The organism is Rossellomorea aquimaris (assembly GCF_020171925.1).
Classification (GTDB): Bacteria; Bacillota; Bacilli; order Bacillales; family Bacillaceae_B; genus Rossellomorea; species Rossellomorea aquimaris_F.
The window spans coordinates 93,894-110,967 of sequence record NZ_JAIVAR010000003.1 but is presented as its reverse complement, the minus strand read 5'-3'; the positions used below and the strand labels follow the sequence as shown (position 1 = coordinate 110,967).

Below are 17,074 nucleotides of genomic sequence, written 5' to 3'. Positions count from 1 at the left end.
AATAACTTAAACATTAAAAAAACGGCGTGAGACCAACACGCCGTTTTTTTTATCAACTTGCTTTTCTATTAGAATAAGAACGCATCTGCCCAGGCAAATACTCATTAAAATAATGATTCGTTTCCTTCACGATCACCTTATAGAGAAGTAAAAGGGCAATCAGGTTCGGGATCATCATCAGTGCATTTGACATGTCTGCGAAAGCCCATACCAGTTCAAGGTTCGCAACGGCACCCATTCCTGTCGCAATGACATAGATCAGGCGATAGGAAAGGATGTAGCGGTAGCCAGTGAGATATTCAAAGCATTTCTCACCATACATATACCAGCCGACAATGGTGGAGAAGCCGAAGAAAATGACGGAGAATGAGACGATGTATTCCCCGGCAATTCCTAGGGCATGTCCGAATGCCGCACTCGTCAATGCCCCTCCATCTAGGTCAGCGGCATGTTGAACTCCGGATATCGCTCCTCCTGTCGGATCCCAGAATCCAGTGATGATCAGTACAAGCCCGGTCATCGTACATACGATGATCGTGACGATGAAGGTACCTGTCATTGCGACGAGAGCCTGTTTGACAGGATGGTCGGTCTTGGCATTCCCCGCAATCAGCGCGGCAGTACCGAGGCCAGCCTCATTAGAGAAAATCCCACGTGAAACACCGCTTCGGATGGCTTCACTGATGACAATCCCCGCAAATCCACCAGCAGCGGCTACAGGGTTGAATGCATAATGGAATATTAGCTTGAATGCAGGGATGATCAAGTCATAGTTCAAGCCGATGATCAAAAGTGAACCGCCTATATATAAGAACGCCATGATTGGAACAAAGAATGACGCGACGGTACTGATCCGTTGGATTCCCCCGAAGATAATTAATCCAGTCAAAACAGCGAGAACAACCCCAGTCACCCAGTTATTAATATGGAAGCTTGTCGTCATGACGTCCGCAATCGTGTTTGATTGAACACTGTTCCCGATGCCGAGGGCAGCAAAAGCCCCGAAAAACGCAAATGCCACTGCAAGCCATTTCCACTTGCTCCCGAGCCCTTTTTCAACGTAGTACATCGGTCCGCCTGAGTACTCACCGTTTTTATTCTTAACCCGGTATTTCATTGCAAGCAGTGCTTCTGCATATTTCGTCGCCATGCCAAGGAGACCGACGATCCACATCCAGAAGATCGCGCCCGGTCCCCCGATTGTCAGAGCGGTTGCGACACCGGCGATATTACCGTTTCCGATTGTCGCGGATAGAGCGGTCATCAACGTCTTGAAGTTGCTGATATCTCCTTCTGATTCCGATGAAGATTCCGATTTCGGTTCTTTTGTGAATGCAAGCTTAAAGGCGTAAAACAGCTTTTTGAATTGCAGTCCTTTAAGCATGATGGTCAAAAATAAGCCTGTTCCGAATAACAGTACTAAACTTGGTGTCCCCCAAAGAAATGAATTGATCTTGTTTAGCACATCTAGCATAATATCCTCCTCGTGTTGTAAGCGTTTTCTAGTTGTGACGTCTACTATTATATATAGTACCACCCCCAGGCTGTCCAGTAATATGTGAAAGTTTGCCAGAGAATGAGTTTATTGAACTACCGGATTTGCTGGGTTTCAAACAAGATTCCTTCTTGACTATCTGGGAAAAATAGGACAAATGGTTTAGTCGGTTTCAAAGGATGGGTATGGTATACTATGAAATTGTAAAATACATATAAAAAGGAGAAACAGAATGAGCTGGTATATAAAAGTTATCAAAAATTATGTGAATTTCGGCGGCCGTGCCAGACGTAAAGAATACTGGATGTTCGCCCTTATTAATTTTCTAATCGCAATGGGAATCTTGTTGATTCAATCGCTAGTGGGGATAGACGGATGGTTGTCCGGACTGTATTCACTGTTTGTTTTCCTTCCATCCCTTGCAGTGGCGGTACGTCGTCTGCACGATACGGGTAGAAGTGGATGGTGGATCCTGATCTCCCTCATTCCAATCATCGGGGCGATCGTCATCCTCGTATTCATGTGCCTAGAAGGGGAAAGTCAATCCAACAAATGGGGACAAAACCCGAAATCAGGTGGAGGCTACCTATAATAAGACAGAAACCCGGCGAGACTTCCATCAAAGCGCGCCGGGTTTTCTTTTACGCTTTAACGCATTGAGGGACGTACCTTAGAATGGTATAAACCCAGCATTTCCCACGCATACTAGATGTGGGTGATAAGATGCGAGCGAAAAGCGATGAAAACGAGAAATACAGTGAAGCCATCGATCGGATGCAAGAAGGATTAGAAGCGATGATTGAGTTGTATAATGACATGGAAGAAGAAACTCCATTTGTTGACCTGGAAGAGGGAGTGCTCAAGGATTTGGAGAAAGCGAAGCAGATCTACGGAGAGGAATATGTAAGTCAAAAGGTTAATGGCATCCTAAAAGAGGTCTTGTCCTGGCTCGACCTTGAGGGAGATAAGAAACAGTAGGCTGCATGGATGAAAAAATCCCCGGACACGATGAATGTGTCCGGGGATTGCTCTTTTCAAACGTAACGCGATCCTCATAGCCCAACTGAAATATACTTTACCTCGAGATACTCCTCGATACCGTGATGGCCACCTTCACGTCCAAGGCCGCTTTGCTTGAATCCTCCGAATGGAGCCTGCGGTGTCGAAGGGACCCCGTCGTTAAGGCCGACGATTCCGTACTCAAGCTGTTCACAGATCTCGATACCCCTTGTGATATTCTCTGTAAATACATAAGCGGCAAGGCCATAGATGGAGTCATTTGCACGTTGGATCGCTTCTTCCTGTGTCTTGAACGTCGAGATGGGTGCCAGAGGGCCGAACGTTTCATCCGTCATGCACAGCATGTCTTCACTCACATCGGTCAGGACGGTAGGTTCGAAGAATAGTCCATTGCCTGCTTTGCCTCCAGTAGCAACTTTTGCCCCTTTATTTACCGCGTCGTCGATATGCTTCTGTACCTTTTCGACTGCATCTTCATCGATGAGCGGTCCGATGTCGACCCCTTCTTCAAGGCCGTTTCCGACTTTCAGTTCTTTTACCTTCGCTATAAGCCTCTTGGTAAACTCTTCCGCTATGTCTTCTTGGACATACACTCGGTTCGAACATACACATGTTTGTCCTGCGTTGCGGAACTTAGACGCGACAACGCCTTCAACCGCTTTATCGATATCACAGTCGTCCATGACGATGGATGGGGCGTGGCCTCCCAGTTCCAATGATACTTTCTTGATGGTATCAGCGGACCCTTTCATCAACTGTCGGCCCACTTCGGTAGACCCTGTGAAAGTAAGCTTGCGCACGCGTGTATCCTCAAGCCAAGCTTCACCGATTGCTTTTGAATCCCCAGTGACGACATTGATGACACCTTTCGGGATACCGGCCTTTTCTGCAAGGGCCGCCATCTTGAGTGCTGTCAACGGTGTAAGGTTGGCAGGCTTGATGACCACCGTACATCCGGTTGCGAGGGCAGGGGCGACTTTTCTCGTGATCATCGCGGCAGGGAAGTTCCAAGGTGTGATGACGGCAACGACACCGACAGGCTGCTTGGACACAAATAACCTCTTATTCCGTTGAGTCGCAGGAATCTGTTCCCCGTATACCCGTTTGCCTTCTTCTGCGTACCAGGATATGAAGCCGTTGGCATATTGGATTTCTCCAAGTGCTTCCTTCAAAGGTTTGCCCTGTTCAATCGTCATCGTCCGCGCAAGATCTTCACTATGTTCATTGATCAGGTCGTACCATTTTCGGATGAGTTCGCTTCTTTCATAGACTGAATGCTGAGACCAGTCGCGAAATGCATGGTGGGCTGCATCGACGGCACTCTCCGCTTCGCTTTTTCCACCCTTTGGAATGGTAGCCACGACCTCTGAAGTCGCTGGATTGGTCACTTCCACTTTAGGTAAGTCGCTTCCGATTTCTTCACCGTTAATGAGCATATTGTAGTGTTGCATGTTTGTCCTCCTTTTCCATTGCATGTATGTGGTCCTTCATCTACCAATATTTTATCAGGTTGAGCTATAAAGCTCTCATTATAAGGTTTGCTTCAATGGATGATCCATCACCATAATTTACGGTCGATCCCTAACATATATACCCTATTTCTCAGCTTTTAACACTTCAACGCAATGAGGGACGGTCCTTTAGCGGGATAAAGGACCGTCCCTTTTCCGTTAACTCCCGCTGTTGGATGCGGCGGTTGCACCGGCGATGGCTGCAACGGAGGCTGATTGTTGAGCTTGGATGAGCGTTTCAATGGTTGTCGACAGATTGGTTTGCAGGAGAGAGGAATTTTCGATTTGATCACTGAGGTGCAGGGTGACGGCCATCATAAAGTTCATATCCTTCTGCCAACGGATCTCATGATTCAAAGATTCCTGAATTTCTTTCACATGTGTGATATGCTCTTTCCCATTCGTCAAAAACGCAAGCATGGCAATCTGAGGATAATACATCGCTTTCGTCTTCATGCCTTCGTCTTTTAACCGGTCGAAAATTTCCGTGCAGCGCGTCACTAATACTTCCGGATCGACTTCTTCGATAAGCGATAAAATATGGCTCATCGTCTGCAAATCATTCCCTATGTGGAATCCGGACTGATTCAATTTGCCGTAAAAGAATTCGATTCGTTCGATCAGCGTATCAATTTCCTTCGTACCTTGAGCAAGGAGCATCGCAAGTGGATAATCGCTTTGCCCTGTCAGGAAGAAGTGCTTTTTCCGCATCTTCTTGTAAACGTCCATTGCCCTTGGAGCAATGTCAAGATGACTCTTATCGTCATTTAAAAGGACCATCGCAGAAACATACGTATAAGCCCCCATGGAAAATCCTCCATCCACCAGTGCTTTATACATTTGAATGAATTCGCTGAACTTTTCCTGGGGATGTTGAAAACGTGTGAGAAGCATGGCGGCGAATGTATAGCGCTGATGTGATTGCATCGTAGTGAAGAATCCGACTTCCTTTTTTATATAGTCTGCCATTTCTTCAAGACTGTCGCCATCATAGACTTGATTGTCTGTTACATAAAGGGAGGCAATCAACATCAATGAACGGGTATCGGCCACCTTCCAACGAAGCCTCTTTTTTAAGTCCCCATAAACATCTTTGTACACATCAACCTTATTCAACCCAATCACGTCCCTTTTTAAGTAAGTTAGTTACTATACGTCTGGTAAATTGGAAAAGTTTCACTGAATATGAGATTGTTTATCTATGGAAATGTAGAGGGGAGGCAGCGAGATGATTCATCTCTTATTCAGTCAGTCGACAGCCGGGTGCTTGAAAATTACCCTTAGCCAAATGGGGCTAGGAAATACCCATAATGTTTATTCCCTATGGGACCAATTTTCCGTAGGTCCGATTAAGGATCTGCATGTGGAAAAGGGCTTGAATGAACGATTCCGGTGGAAACATACCCATTTGACCAACGAGTGGAATGAGCTTGAAGAATGTGAACGAAATTATAAAAAGATGTGGGTGGGTCTGGACAAAATTCCGAAGGGAGAACCCATCACAATGTGGGTGGGAGAGAATGCTCACGAGCAAACGGGATTGCGGTATGGTGTTTTTCTTCTAAAAGAAAGAAAGGATATTGATCTCTTCGTCATCAATACCACAGAGAAATACATAAAGTTGTTCAAACAGCCTAAGCGGTTCTATATACCTTATAATTCGGCTGAAATCCCTCCAGAAAAGATGGCTGTGATCTACGATTACTCCAAATATGATCCACCACTCACCGACCATGAACGGGATGACCTGATCAGCGATTGGAAAAATGCTTCAACTGAAAACGAGTTACTCCGATTGTGGCGGGTGGGCAGGCTGGAAGGGGCTTCAGAGGATACTTTCGATTCCTTTATTCTCGATACCGTCAAAAAGCTAATGAGCGATAAAAATCATGAGTACATGAAAGCTGGAAGAGTGGTTGGTGATGTAATCGGGCATATCGATCAGACTGTCGGTGACACTTTCATTGAATACCGACTGCGGAATCTGATTGAAATAGGGGCGCTGGAAGCTGAAGGGGATCTTGGTTCCATGCGTCATTATGCTGTTCGCTTACCCCGCTGATCACAGAAAAAAGCCTGCTTTAACAACGGGAAAGCAGAGTTATATTACTAGTATGCAGCTCATGCTTACTCGCATGAAAGCACCCGCATACTAGTAAGCAGGCTATTCATCTTCACTATCTTCAACGAAGTGTTTAAGCATCGATAATTTATTGTTCCAGAACCGCTCATAATAGGACAACCATTCCTTCAATTCCGTTAGGGGCTCGGGGTGGAGAGTGTAGATTTTTTCCCGGCCGACTTTTTTTCCACGGATCAGTTCCGCTTCAGACAGGATTCCGAGATGCTTGGTGACGGCTGTCCTGCTAATTGGGAAGTGGGAGGCGATGTCCGAAATCGGACGTTCCTTTTCAGCGAGCAATCGAAGCATTTCCCGTCGAGTCGGATCGGCGATGGCCTGAAAGACATCGTGTTTAACGGCGGCCACTTATTCCTCAACGACCTTTCTGAGACGGTCATTCACCAGTCCGGCCCAACCGTTGTTCATGCGGTCGCGGATGATTGCGGCCTTCTCATTGGCTTTGGTGATTGTTTCCTCTGATTCCTTCCAGCCTGCATGTACAACCGTGAATTCCGTTTTTTCACCCAAATCTTTTAAAAAGAAAGACACGATCCAGCCATCGGTATCCCATGAGAACGAAAGCTTATTCGGCTCATCAATTTCAAGTACTTTGCACGGTGAAGGTCCGAAAGGCGATTGAATATGAAATTCGTGACCGACCTCCGGCTTAAAATCATTCGGCATGAACCATGCAGCAATTCCTTCAGAGGATGAAACAGCTTCCCATACCTTGCCGATCGGTGCGTTGAAAATGGCAGTTTGTTCAATATCTTTTACGTGATTTGTCATATAATCTCCCGCTTTCTAAAAAAACTAACACCAAATGGTTTTGTTTTAAATATAACACCTTTTGGTTGTATGTCAAGCTGGATAGAAGGGTTCTTGGGGGGCTATGGAGAATAGTTGAAACTAGCGAGCTTTAAACAGTGAACGCGCTCTGTCATCACAGAGCACAAACGGACCGGACACAAAAGCGGTGCCGTTCTATACTTATCTTGTAAGGAGATGAGGGAAGTGGAGATCCTCCAGAGAATGAATGATTGTATGGAATATATTGAAGGGAATCTTCAGGAGAAGATCGAACTGGATCAGTTAGCACTCATATCCTTGAGCTCGAAGTTTCACTTTCAGCGCATGTTTCACATGGTGACCGGATTCACCGTCGCTGATTATATACGCAGAAGAAGGCTTACTCTTGCTGCTCAGGACTTGATGAATGCAGACACTAAAGTGATTGATGTGGCTCTACGATATCAATACGAAACGCCAGAATCCTTTTCTAAAGCTTTTCGGAAGGTTCACGGGGTATCTCCATCTGCAGTCAGGGAATCAGGTGCATCGCTTAAAGCATTCCCTCGCATGTCATTTCAAATTCAATTAAAAGGGGAGAAAGAGATGGAATATAAAGTAGTCGAAAGGGAATCATTTAAGGTCATTGGGAAAGGAACCAAAATCAGAACATCAAACGAAGAAAACAATAAAGAAATCCCGATGTTCTGGAATGAAGTGACTGCCAGCGGCGAAGGGCATGAGATCTGTCGCTACGCAGGAAATGAAGAATTAATGGGTGTGTGCATGGCGTTTGATCATGGAGGCGATACATTCTCTTATTTGATCGGTGCAGAAACAACTGAAGAAAGCGGAAAGTTTGATTCGATTGTCATCCCGGCATCAACCTGGGCGGTCTTCACATCCGTCGGTCCGATGCCCCACGCCATTCAGGAAGTCTGGCAGAGGATTTATTCCGAGTGGTTTCCTTCAACGGGATACGAGCATGGCGGGGGACCTGAATTCGAATTATATCCTCCAGGAAACGTGAATGAGGAAGACTATAGGTGCGAAGTATGGATCCCGATTAAGAAGAAATAACGAACTCTGAAAAGAAGCTGGTGGAACATCGTTAGCTTCTTTTCAGTTTTTTAGAATAAATAAGGGGTGCCTCCATCGTATCACCGTCCTGGCGGATGAGTTCAATCAGTCCCACTTCCTCGATCCTTCCTGTTGTATGGCCGATCCTGTCTACACAGTAATGAAAGGCTTTCGATAATTGATCCGGCTCGAGCTTGTTGGCCAGTGTGCTGTGGGGAATCCACTGTCCAGGTTCATATAACTTATTGGCTTCCGTGTTGAATGTTTTGAAATGTTCATGATGGTGTGTATGAAAGTCCAGCAGTTCCTTCGTCGCCGTGGGAGATAGAAAAAGAGTGTTGTAATTCAAGAACGATCCTATATGATTGAACGTGATATCAAGGCTTTCTTTCTCTTCATAAAAAATCTCCATCTGCTTCATATAGTTTTCCTTATCAAGCTCCTTATAACTCGCCAGTGTCAGATGGGGTCTTCCGTCCTGAACTTCATCGATGTAATAGGAGATTGATTCGTCACGTAATTCTTTCCACACATCTGTTATCAACTTTTCTGTTTGTTTGTCGAATAGGGCAATAACCCAGTACATATCGCAACCACCTTAAAGAATAGTATGTATCATTATAGGCTACTTTTCTTTCTACCCTAGAATCGGGATTAGCAACCATACTTTCACCGAATTTCGGATTTTTGTAAGAGAAAGTTTCAAAAGGGCAATCTTCGCAATATATTGTCCATGACACCACAATACTATAAAATCAGACATAGGAACATTGATGGGGTGAGAATTGTTGAATTATAAACGTATTAAACCGCGTAAGATTTATGAGGAAGTGGCCGAGGCGCTGATCGATATGATCAAGTCGGGTCAATTGAAGAGTGGGGATAAGCTTGAATCGGTTCAGCAACTGGCTGAAAATTTTCAAGTGGGCAGGTCTGCGGTCCGCGAAGCGCTGAGTGCGCTACGTGCCATGGGATTAGTGGAAATGCACCAGGGCGAAGGGACGTATGTTCGCGAATTTGACAGCAAAATGCTGTCGCTTCCCGTTTATATAGCTGTACTGATGAAGAAGGATGACGTAAAGAATCTACTTGAAGTGAGGCGGATCCTGGAAGTGGGAGCCGTTCAGGCGGCTGCCGAGAGACGGACGGCCGAGCAGCTTGCTGAAATAAAAGAAGCCCTTGATCAAATGGAAGCAGCCAATGACCAGGAGTTGGGGGAAGAGGCTGATTTCCGTTTTCATATGAGCATCGCCAAGGCTTCCCAGAATGAACTGTTGATCGGGTTGATGAACAATGTTTCCGAGATGATGGTCACGACGATGCGCGAAACTAGAAGATTGTGGCTCTATTCGGAAAAATCCACCCTCGACCGTCTATGGAAAGACCATCAGGAAATCTATCAGGCCATTGAGGCACAGGATGGACCCCAAGCACAGAAAGTCATGCTCCGCCACCTCCAAAGCGTGGAAGAAGTCCTGATGAATTACTTTGATGAAATGAACTAAAGAAGGTACGTCCCTCATCGCTTTAACGCGACGAGGGACGTACCTTCTTTATTTTTATAAAATTACAAAAATACCATTGTGATATGAAAGCGTTTTAATTATACTGTTAGTTATGGGACAGGTCATCTGATGACCTGTTAATGTGATGGGTTGAATGGAATGAAGGGAGATGGAGGAAGTGAGTGTTGGTACGTTGGCTTGGATTGCTACTTTACCGATTGTTTCTGTATTCTTGTTTTTGGTTATTTTAAGATGGCCGGCGAAAAAGGCGATGCCGGTATCATTGTTGATCACGATTATCATGGCTATATTTGTATGGGAAGTGCCTGGAAACCAGGTAGCTGCAGCAAGTGTGAAAGGGATGGTGACCGCCCTCGAGGTAGGCGTGATCGTGTTTGGGGCGATCCTCTTATTGAACACGCTGAAAGAAAGCGGAGCCATCTTTACGATTCGAAAAGGGTTCACCACCATTTCACCCGATCGACGAGTCCAGACGATCATCGTGTGCTGGCTATTCGGATCATTCCTCGAAGGTGCCGCTGGCTGGGGTGCGCCTGCGACCATTGTAGGTCCGCTGTTAGTGGCGATCGGCTTTCCTGCGATGGGGGCCGTCATGGTCGCTCTCATCCTGCAATCGACACCTGTTTCCTATGGAGCGGTGGGAACGCCGATCCTGATCGGGGTGAATTCAGGATTGAAGGACTCGCCGCTTGTCCAGAAATACGTTGCTGAGCAGGGGACGACGTTTGACGCTTACATAAACGGGATTGGTGGTCAGGTCGCTCTCATCCATGGAGTCATAGGAATCTTCATCCCACTATTCATGGTCACGATGCTCACGTATTTCTTTGGTAAAAATAAATCCATTTCAGAAGGGCTTGCGATGTGGAAGTTTGCCATTTTTGCCGGATTGTCGTTCACCGTGCCGTATGCGTTGGTGGCGAATCTTCTCGGACCGGAGTTTCCGTCCCTCCTTGGCGGACTGATCGGACTTGCCATCGTCGTTCCCGCCGCGAAAAAAGGGTTGTTCATTCCTAAGAAGTCCTGGGATTTCGATAAAGAATCAAACTGGGATCCGGCTTGGACAGGAACGCTGCAAGTGGATCATTCCGAAAAGCCGAAGCAGGAAGTTTCTTTTGTGAAAGCATGGATGCCATATTTATTGGTTGCTGTATTGTTGGTTGCCACACGTGTCAGCTATCTGCCATTTTCAGCTTGGCTACAATCATTTGTCATCAATCTGGAGACGTTGTTCGGTACTGAAATTTCGGTAGCTTCAAAGCCGTTGAACCTGCCAGGTACCATCTTTATCCTAGTTTCACTGTTATCCATCTTCATTTACAAAATGAATATGAAAGAATATTCACGTGCAGTGAAGGATTCATTCAAAACGATTGTAAGTGCGATGGCCGCATTGATCTTTGCCGTACCGATGGTTCAGGTGTTTATCAACTCGGGTATCAATGCAGCGGATTACACGAGTATGCCACTTGCGCTGGCAGAGGGAATTTCCAACATATTCGGAAGCTACTGGCCGCTTGCCGCTCCGACCATCGGAGCGATCGGGGCGTTTGCCGCGGGAAGCAACACGGTCAGTAACATGATGTTCTCCCTTTTCCAATTCGGGGTTGCGGACAATATCCTGGCAGCACCGGCCACGATCGTTGCCCTGCAGGCAGTCGGCGGTGCAGCAGGGAATATGATCTGTGTCCATAATGTAGTCGCGGCTTCTTCTTCTGCAGGTCTGATCGGACGGGAAGGGAATCTGATCAGGAAAACCCTGATTCCAATGACGTTCTACGTGATTTTTGCAGGGGCGATCGGGTATGTGGTGATTAACGGGATTGGATTGAATATTGGAACCATGCTTCTGGCAGCGATAGCCGTTTTCATCATTTCTCTCATCATTAATGGAGAAAGAAAAAATAAACGAGATAGTAAGATGTTAAGAAAAACCGCATAAATTATGGGTGGGCAGGTCATGTGCGAAGTGGACCTGCCCCTAATTTATTCTTTTTGAATTAAGTCATCTGATGACCTGTTGACTAACGGCGGCGTTGGCCTTACACTATTACTTAATAGAATATACAGAAAAATTCCAACTATAGCAGTCTATTATAAAAGAAGAACCCGATGTGGATCTAAAACGGGGGTTCTTCCGAAAGAAATGGGGAACAACCATGAAAGTTTCATTATTTGTTACATGTTTAATCGACATTTTCCAGACAGATGTGGGCAGGGATACGGTGGAATTATTGGAGCGGCTCGGTTGCGAGGTGGATTTTCCCGAAAAACAGACGTGCTGCGGACAGCCTGCTTATAACAGTGGACATGTCGGGAAGGCAAAGGAATCGATGAAGCATATGATCAGTGTTTTTGAAGAATGTGATTATGTTGTCACACCTTCCGGCTCATGCGCTACGATGTTCAAGGAATACCCACATTTATTCAAAGGAGATCCACAGTGGGAACAACGGGCGGAATCACTAGCTGAAAAAACCTATGAATTGACCCAGTTCATCGTTGAAGTCCTTGGAGTCGAAGACGTCGGCGCAAAGCTTGATGCCAAAGCAACCTATCACACTTCCTGCCATATGACCAGACTTCTGGGTGTGACGGAAGCTCCTATGAAACTATTGGGTCATGTTGAAGGGTTAGAAATGAATCCGCTTCCACATAACTATAATTGCTGCGGATTCGGCGGTACGTTTTCAGTGAAAATGTCGCCAATTTCAGAACAAATGGTAGATGAAAAGGTTGCGAGTGTGGAAGAGACGGGAGCGGATCTCTTAATCGGAGCGGATTGCGGATGCCTGATGAACATCGGCGGGCGGATCGATAGGAAAGGCAAGCCGATCAAAGTGATGCACATCGCATCGGTATTGAACAGTCAATAGGAGAATGAAGGGGGAAGAAAGATGGCGATGAAGATAGGGAATCAACCCTTCAATGATCGAGTATCGAGCGGGATAGCCGATACATTCATGCGGGGTGCTGTCTCTTCCGCACAGTCCCGGTTAAGGAACGGGCGCCTGAATGCGGCAGAGGAGCTAGGTAACTGGGAAGAATGGCGGGAGCTGGGTGAGGAAATCAGATCACATACAATCGAGAACCTTGATTATTACCTGGAACTTTTAAGTGAGAATGTGGCAAAACGAGGCGGTCATGTATTTTTCGCGGAGACGGCAGAAGAAGCGAACGAATACATCACCGAAGTCGTCAAGAAAAAGGAAGGGAAGAAAGTCGTCAAGTCGAAATCGATGGTCACGGAAGAAATAAATATGAATGAAGCACTCGAGAAAGCAGGCTGCGAGGTGATCGAATCCGACCTGGGCGAATGGATCCTGCAAGTCGATGACCATGATCCTCCTTCCCATATCGTCGCCCCTGCCCTTCACAAAAATAAAGAACAAATCCGGGATGTATTCAGGAACAAACTCGGATATGACAAAACGGAAAAGCCTGAAGAGCTTGCCCTTTTTGCCCGTGAAAAATTGCGGGAAGAATTCCTGCAGGCAGATATCGGCATCACAGGCTGTAACTTCGCGATTGCTGAATCGGGAACGGTTACACTCGTTACAAATGAAGGAAACGCACGGATGGTGACCACTGTCCCGAAGACGCAGATCACCGTCATGGGGATGGAACGGATCGTCCCTACATGGGAGGAGATGGAGGTTCTCGTCAGTCTTTTGACAAGGGCTGCAGTCGGCCAGAAGCTGACGAGCTACATCACTGCATTGACTGGACCGAAACAAGAAGGGGAAGTGGACGGACCTGAAGAATTTCATCTGGTGATCGTCGATAATGGACGTTCCAAGATCCTCGGGACTGCCTTTCAGTCGATCCTTCATTGCATCCGCTGTGCGGCCTGTATCAATGTATGTCCGGTCTACCGCCATGTCGGGGGTCATTCGTATGGTTCAATCTATCCGGGGCCGGTGGGGGCGGTATTGTCTCCGCTGCTTGGAGGGTATGAAGAATATAAAGAGCTTCCTTATGCATCCACTCTTTGCGCAGCATGCACAGAAGCATGTCCGGTGAAGATCCCTCTGCATGAGCATCTGGTGCGTCACCGCCAGGAGATTGTCGAGCGCGAAGGCAAGGCACCCGTTTTTGAAAACCTATCGATGAAGGCCTTCAGTATGGGGACCGCTTCCCCTGCGATGTACAATATCGGTTCGAAACTTGCGCCATCTTCACTGGCCGCCTTTACAAAGGACGGAAGCATTTCAAAAGGACCGGGTCCACTTAAGAACTGGACGGACATCCGTGAATTCCCGGCTCCAAAAAAAGAGCGATTCAGGGATTGGTACAAAAAGAGAAGCAAAGAAGGTGGACAGTCATGACGATTGGGCAGATCCAGAACCGGGGATCTTTTTTGGATAAGCTTGCGAGAAATCTCGGACGGGAGCGCCGTTCGGAAATTGTAAAGCCTGATTGGCAGCATAACCCTCAGTGGGAAGTGTATAAAGGCTATTCCCAGGATGACCTGGTCGAGGTTTTAAAGAAGCAGTGCGGCTTGATTCACACCGAAGTCCATGAGACCGTGAAGAGCGAGCTTTCCACATTGATTCCTTATCTTATCAAGCAATACGGCGGAAAGTCAGTCGTCACATGGGATGATCCACGCTTTGAAGAGACGGGTCTTAGTGAAATGGGAGATGCAGACATCACCCATCATGTGTGGGACGCTGAGGGCGGGGAGGAAAACCTTTCATTCTCGGCAACCGCTGATGTCGGGATTACGTTCAGTGATATGACGCTTGCGGAATCCGGTACCGTGGTCCTTTTCAGCGATCAAGGAAAAGGGAGGGCCGTCAGCCTGCTTCCCGTTGTTTACATTAGCATCATCCCGAAAAGCACGATCGTCCCAAGGATGACGCAGGCAGCGAAGCATATCCATGATAAGATCGAAAACGGAGAACTAGTGGCTTCCTGTGTCAATTTCATTTCTGGTCCCAGCAACTCAGCCGACATTGAGATGAACCTGATTGTCGGTGTGCACGGTCCGGTGAAGGCGACGTATGTGATTGTGGATGATTTGTAATAGCGTAGACACCTGAGCTCTTGATGAGTCAGGTGTTTTTTTGAGGTGGAGTTCGGTCTGTTTTTGTCGAAAAGTCGGCAGTTCGCACCTATTTTGCAGATTTCGCACATAAACTGACTTTTTCGCACATAGATCGGAAAACTCGCACTTAAATCCGAAATTCCGCACTTAAAACGTTTTCCATAGGAGATTGCGGTTAAATCAGGGGAACCATCACATCAAAGACATGTATAAAGAAATGAACGGGTGCTTTTTCGCATACAGAGCTTATCCCTCCATAGAACACCAAAAATTTGTTACACTAACCTAGTTGCATAAATCATCTCATTTATTTAAATACACTTGAGAATACTAAACGAAATTGAATATGGAGGAAGCTATGTCGAATCGTAACAAAGGAATCATACTCTTACTATTATCCGCATTCGGATTTTCGATGATGGCAGCACTTGTGAAGCTTTCCGGCGACGTGCCGACGGTCCAGAAGACGTTCTTCAGGAACTTTGTTTCGGCGATCATTGCGTTTGGATTTGTTAAATATCATGGTGAGCGTTTGTTTGGTAAAAAGGAAAATCAGAAATTGCTTTTGCTCAGGTCAAGTCTGGGGGCTGCCGGGATTGTGCTGTTCTTCTATGCGATTGATCATCTCGTGCTGTCAGACGCAGATATGCTGAATAAACTCAGCCCGTTTTTAACAATCATTTTTGCATCGATCTTCCTGAAAGAGAGAGCGCGGATGTTTCAGATTACAGCCATCATCATCGCGTTCATCGGAACATTGTTCATCATCAAACCATCGTTTTCGTATGAAACGATCCCTTACCTCGCAGGACTGTTGTCAGCTGTCTTTGCCGCAGGGGCCTATACCGTGCTGAGGGTGTTGGGAACGAAAGAGAAATTTTACACGGTCGTGTTTTATTTTTCCTTCTTCACCACGATGATCCTGCTGCCATTCGTGTTCGCTTTCTACGAGCCGATGACCTTGAAGCAGTGGGTTTATCTTCTTGGGGCCGGTTTCTTCGCAACAATCGGTCAGTTCGGGATCACGATTGCCTACAAGTTCGCCCCGGCGAAGGAAATCTCGATCTTCTTTTACTCGACCGTCGTCTACTCCGCGTTGATCAGCATCTTCCTGTTCGGACAGATTCCTGACATGTGGAGTATCATCGGCTACATCACCATCTTCGGAGCATCACTCTACATGTTCCTGAAAAACAACCGCGAATCAAAATGAAAGGTACGTCCCGCACTGCTTTAACGCAGTGCGGGACGTACCTTGTTTACTATTTTTGACATGTTTGACGGATAACTTTTGTGGTGGGATGGCTTATAATAGAAGTAAGAAAACTTTTCCAGTGGAGGTTGAGGAAGTATGATTCTTCGCGAAACGGTTCTTTCCAAATGGGCTTTGCTTCTGCTCGCTCTAGTACTATTGAGTAATGTGCTGTTATATCAGACTGCCGTTCAAGACGTTTTGAGGATCGACATGGAAAGCGGAATCATCCTCGGCTCCCTGCTGGATATGGTCGTGGTTGCGCCAATATTGGCTTATGCAGCTTTCAGGGTGTCAAAAAAACAAGTGATTGGTTTCATGATTGCGGGTCTTGTCTTGGCACGATTTATGATCCCAGAAGAATTTTTCGCTCCGTACACGATACTGCTGTACGCAGGTGTAGGGTTTGAAGCTCTGCTGTTTCTCGCTGAACTGAGCCTGATTGGCTACCTGGTGTGGAAAATCCCAGTGGTCCGTGCAGAAATGAGAAGAACAGGGGAAGGAGCCATCTTTTCGATGCTTCCTGCAGCAGAAAGAACAGTCGGAAGTCATCCGCTCATCAAAGCGGTTGTCTCAGAAGTCCTCATGTTTTATTATTCACTGTTTTCGTGGCGGCATAAAGCGCCGATTCATGAAGGCTGTGTCACGATGCACAAGAAGACGAGCGCATTGGCGATGAATATCATGGTCATCCATGCCGTCGTCATTGAGTCGATCGGACTTCATTGGTGGCTACATTCTAAGTGGCCGATCCTCTCGATCATATTACTATTCCTGAATGTTTATGGAGTGTTTTTATTCCTAGCTGAAATTGCCGTGATGCGGCTTCACCCCCTTGAAGTGAAGAACGGAAGGTTATATGTCACACAAGGATTGGTGCAGCGAATTGTCGTCCCTCTTGATGACATCGAAAAAACGGAATGGGGCGTCACACCCGGAGACAAGACGATGACGTTTATGTATAGGGACCTCGAACAATCAGCGCCACAAGTGGTCCTTCATTTCAAGGAACCTGTCGAGAGCACCCTCTTCATGGGCAGGAAGCGCATGGTTTCGAGCATCGCCCTCAAAGTCGATCATCCGGAAAAACTTAAGCAGCTTCTGCTTTCATGATGTAAGGTGCGTCATCGCGTTAAAGCGATGAGGGACGTACCTTAAAATAAAAAACTTCGTCAGGTGGTATCTTTTTTTGTTCTTGATCCGTTAGTAGTATGAGAGGATTTAAAGGA

Annotated in this window: 17 protein-coding genes; 11 read left to right on the top strand and 6 right to left on the bottom strand. The window is 46.5% G+C overall.

Going from position 1 to position 17,074, the window contains the following annotated elements:
- Positions 1-52: 52 nt before the first annotated feature.
- Entirely contained in the window at positions 53-1,474 is a 1,422-nt protein-coding gene (locus tag LCM10_RS11915) for an alanine/glycine:cation symporter family protein (protein ID WP_224876501.1), read from the bottom strand.
- A gap of 253 nt (positions 1,475-1,727) precedes the next feature.
- Between LCM10_RS11915 and LCM10_RS11910 the strand changes: the two genes are divergently transcribed.
- The gene (locus LCM10_RS11910; protein WP_224876500.1) at positions 1,728-2,087 is read left to right on the top strand and encodes a DUF805 domain-containing protein; all 360 of its coding nucleotides are present in this window, start codon (positions 1,728-1,730) and stop codon (positions 2,085-2,087) included.
- Positions 2,088-2,218: 131 nt separating this feature from the next.
- Entirely contained in the window at positions 2,219-2,473 is a 255-nt protein-coding gene (locus LCM10_RS11905) for an atypical membrane-integrating protein (Mistic protein) (protein ID WP_224876499.1), read from the top strand.
- 74 nt (positions 2,474-2,547) lie between these two features.
- Here LCM10_RS11905 and LCM10_RS11900 read toward each other — a convergent pair whose 3' ends face one another.
- Entirely contained in the window at positions 2,548-3,966 is a 1,419-nt protein-coding gene (locus LCM10_RS11900; protein WP_224876498.1) for an NAD-dependent succinate-semialdehyde dehydrogenase, read from the bottom strand.
- Between the two features lie 219 nt (positions 3,967-4,185).
- Positions 4,186-5,142, bottom strand: coding sequence for a DUF4003 family protein (locus tag LCM10_RS11895; protein ID WP_224876497.1), 957 nt, complete (start codon positions 5,140-5,142; stop codon positions 4,186-4,188).
- Between the two features lie 112 nt (positions 5,143-5,254).
- Here LCM10_RS11895 and LCM10_RS11890 point away from each other — a divergent pair, with 112 nt between their 5' ends.
- A complete protein-coding gene (locus tag LCM10_RS11890) occupies positions 5,255-6,088 on the top strand; it encodes a DUF1835 domain-containing protein (protein WP_224876496.1) in 834 nt (277 codons plus the stop codon).
- Positions 6,089-6,190: 102 nt separating this feature from the next.
- Here the strand turns inward: LCM10_RS11890 and LCM10_RS11885 are convergent, their stop codons facing one another.
- Positions 6,191-6,514, bottom strand: coding sequence for an ArsR/SmtB family transcription factor (locus LCM10_RS11885; RefSeq protein WP_224876495.1), 324 nt, complete (start codon positions 6,512-6,514; stop codon positions 6,191-6,193).
- Positions 6,515-6,937: an SRPBCC family protein gene (locus LCM10_RS11880; RefSeq protein WP_224876494.1), complete on the bottom strand. Its 423-nt coding sequence runs from the start codon at positions 6,935-6,937 to the stop codon at positions 6,515-6,517.
- A 225-nt stretch (positions 6,938-7,162) separates the two neighbouring features.
- Here LCM10_RS11880 and LCM10_RS11875 point away from each other — a divergent pair, with 225 nt between their 5' ends.
- On the top strand, positions 7,163-8,017 hold the full coding sequence (locus LCM10_RS11875) for an AraC family transcriptional regulator (protein ID WP_224876493.1): 855 nt from the start codon (positions 7,163-7,165) through the stop codon (positions 8,015-8,017).
- 31 nt (positions 8,018-8,048) lie between these two features.
- Here LCM10_RS11875 and LCM10_RS11870 read toward each other — a convergent pair whose 3' ends face one another.
- A complete protein-coding gene (locus tag LCM10_RS11870) occupies positions 8,049-8,603 on the bottom strand; it encodes a 2'-5' RNA ligase family protein (RefSeq protein ID WP_224876492.1) in 555 nt (184 codons plus the stop codon).
- 202 nt (positions 8,604-8,805) lie between these two features.
- On the opposite strand from LCM10_RS11870, the gene LCM10_RS11865 reads away from it, so the two are divergent.
- The 7 genes from LCM10_RS11865 to LCM10_RS11835 all read left to right on the top strand — a co-directional run bounded on the left by LCM10_RS11865 (position 8,806) and on the right by LCM10_RS11835 (position 16,958).
- The gene (locus LCM10_RS11865; protein ID WP_224876491.1) at positions 8,806-9,522 is read left to right on the top strand and encodes a FadR/GntR family transcriptional regulator; all 717 of its coding nucleotides are present in this window, start codon (positions 8,806-8,808) and stop codon (positions 9,520-9,522) included.
- A gap of 178 nt (positions 9,523-9,700) precedes the next feature.
- Complete coding sequence (locus LCM10_RS11860) at positions 9,701-11,485, top strand: L-lactate permease (protein WP_224876490.1); 1,785 nt, start codon at positions 9,701-9,703, stop codon at positions 11,483-11,485.
- A 217-nt stretch (positions 11,486-11,702) separates the two neighbouring features.
- Positions 11,703-12,419, top strand: coding sequence for a (Fe-S)-binding protein (locus LCM10_RS11855; protein ID WP_224876489.1), 717 nt, complete (start codon positions 11,703-11,705; stop codon positions 12,417-12,419).
- A gap of 21 nt (positions 12,420-12,440) precedes the next feature.
- Complete coding sequence (locus tag LCM10_RS11850; RefSeq protein WP_224876488.1) at positions 12,441-13,871, top strand: LutB/LldF family L-lactate oxidation iron-sulfur protein; 1,431 nt, start codon at positions 12,441-12,443, stop codon at positions 13,869-13,871.
- Positions 13,868-14,572, top strand: coding sequence for a LutC/YkgG family protein (locus LCM10_RS11845; RefSeq protein ID WP_224876487.1), 705 nt, complete (start codon positions 13,868-13,870; stop codon positions 14,570-14,572). Before LCM10_RS11850 ends, LCM10_RS11845 begins: the two co-directional genes overlap by 4 nt.
- A gap of 379 nt (positions 14,573-14,951) precedes the next feature.
- Positions 14,952-15,806 (top strand): DMT family transporter, encoded by an 855-nt coding sequence (locus LCM10_RS11840; RefSeq protein ID WP_224876486.1) that lies wholly within the window; start codon positions 14,952-14,954, stop codon positions 15,804-15,806.
- Between the two features lie 138 nt (positions 15,807-15,944).
- Positions 15,945-16,958 (top strand): hypothetical protein, encoded by a 1,014-nt coding sequence (locus LCM10_RS11835; RefSeq protein ID WP_224876485.1) that lies wholly within the window; start codon positions 15,945-15,947, stop codon positions 16,956-16,958.
- Positions 16,959-17,074 lie beyond the last annotated feature (116 nt).

What these genes read in the sequence shown, in the direction of transcription:
- LCM10_RS11915 (WP_224876501.1), bottom strand. Translation starts at nt 1,474, where the DNA reads ATGCTAGATGTGCTAAACAAGATCAATTCATTTCTTTGGGGGACACCA.
- LCM10_RS11910 (WP_224876500.1), top strand. Translation starts at nt 1,728, where the DNA reads ATGAGCTGGTATATAAAAGTTATCAAAAATTATGTGAATTTCGGCGGC.
- LCM10_RS11905 (WP_224876499.1), top strand. Translation starts at nt 2,219, where the DNA reads ATGCGAGCGAAAAGCGATGAAAACGAGAAATACAGTGAAGCCATCGAT.
- LCM10_RS11900 (WP_224876498.1), bottom strand. Translation starts at nt 3,966, where the DNA reads ATGCAACACTACAATATGCTCATTAACGGTGAAGAAATCGGAAGCGAC.
- LCM10_RS11890 (WP_224876496.1), top strand. Translation starts at nt 5,255, where the DNA reads ATGATTCATCTCTTATTCAGTCAGTCGACAGCCGGGTGCTTGAAAATT.
- LCM10_RS11880 (WP_224876494.1), bottom strand. Translation starts at nt 6,937, where the DNA reads ATGACAAATCACGTAAAAGATATTGAACAAACTGCCATTTTCAACGCA.
- LCM10_RS11870 (WP_224876492.1), bottom strand. Translation starts at nt 8,603, where the DNA reads ATGTACTGGGTTATTGCCCTATTCGACAAACAAACAGAAAAGTTGATA.
- LCM10_RS11855 (WP_224876489.1), top strand. Translation starts at nt 11,703, where the DNA reads ATGAAAGTTTCATTATTTGTTACATGTTTAATCGACATTTTCCAGACA.
- LCM10_RS11850 (WP_224876488.1), top strand. Translation starts at nt 12,441, where the DNA reads ATGGCGATGAAGATAGGGAATCAACCCTTCAATGATCGAGTATCGAGC.
- LCM10_RS11845 (WP_224876487.1), top strand. Translation starts at nt 13,868, where the DNA reads ATGACGATTGGGCAGATCCAGAACCGGGGATCTTTTTTGGATAAGCTT.
- LCM10_RS11840 (WP_224876486.1), top strand. Translation starts at nt 14,952, where the DNA reads ATGTCGAATCGTAACAAAGGAATCATACTCTTACTATTATCCGCATTC.
- LCM10_RS11835 (WP_224876485.1), top strand. Translation starts at nt 15,945, where the DNA reads ATGATTCTTCGCGAAACGGTTCTTTCCAAATGGGCTTTGCTTCTGCTC.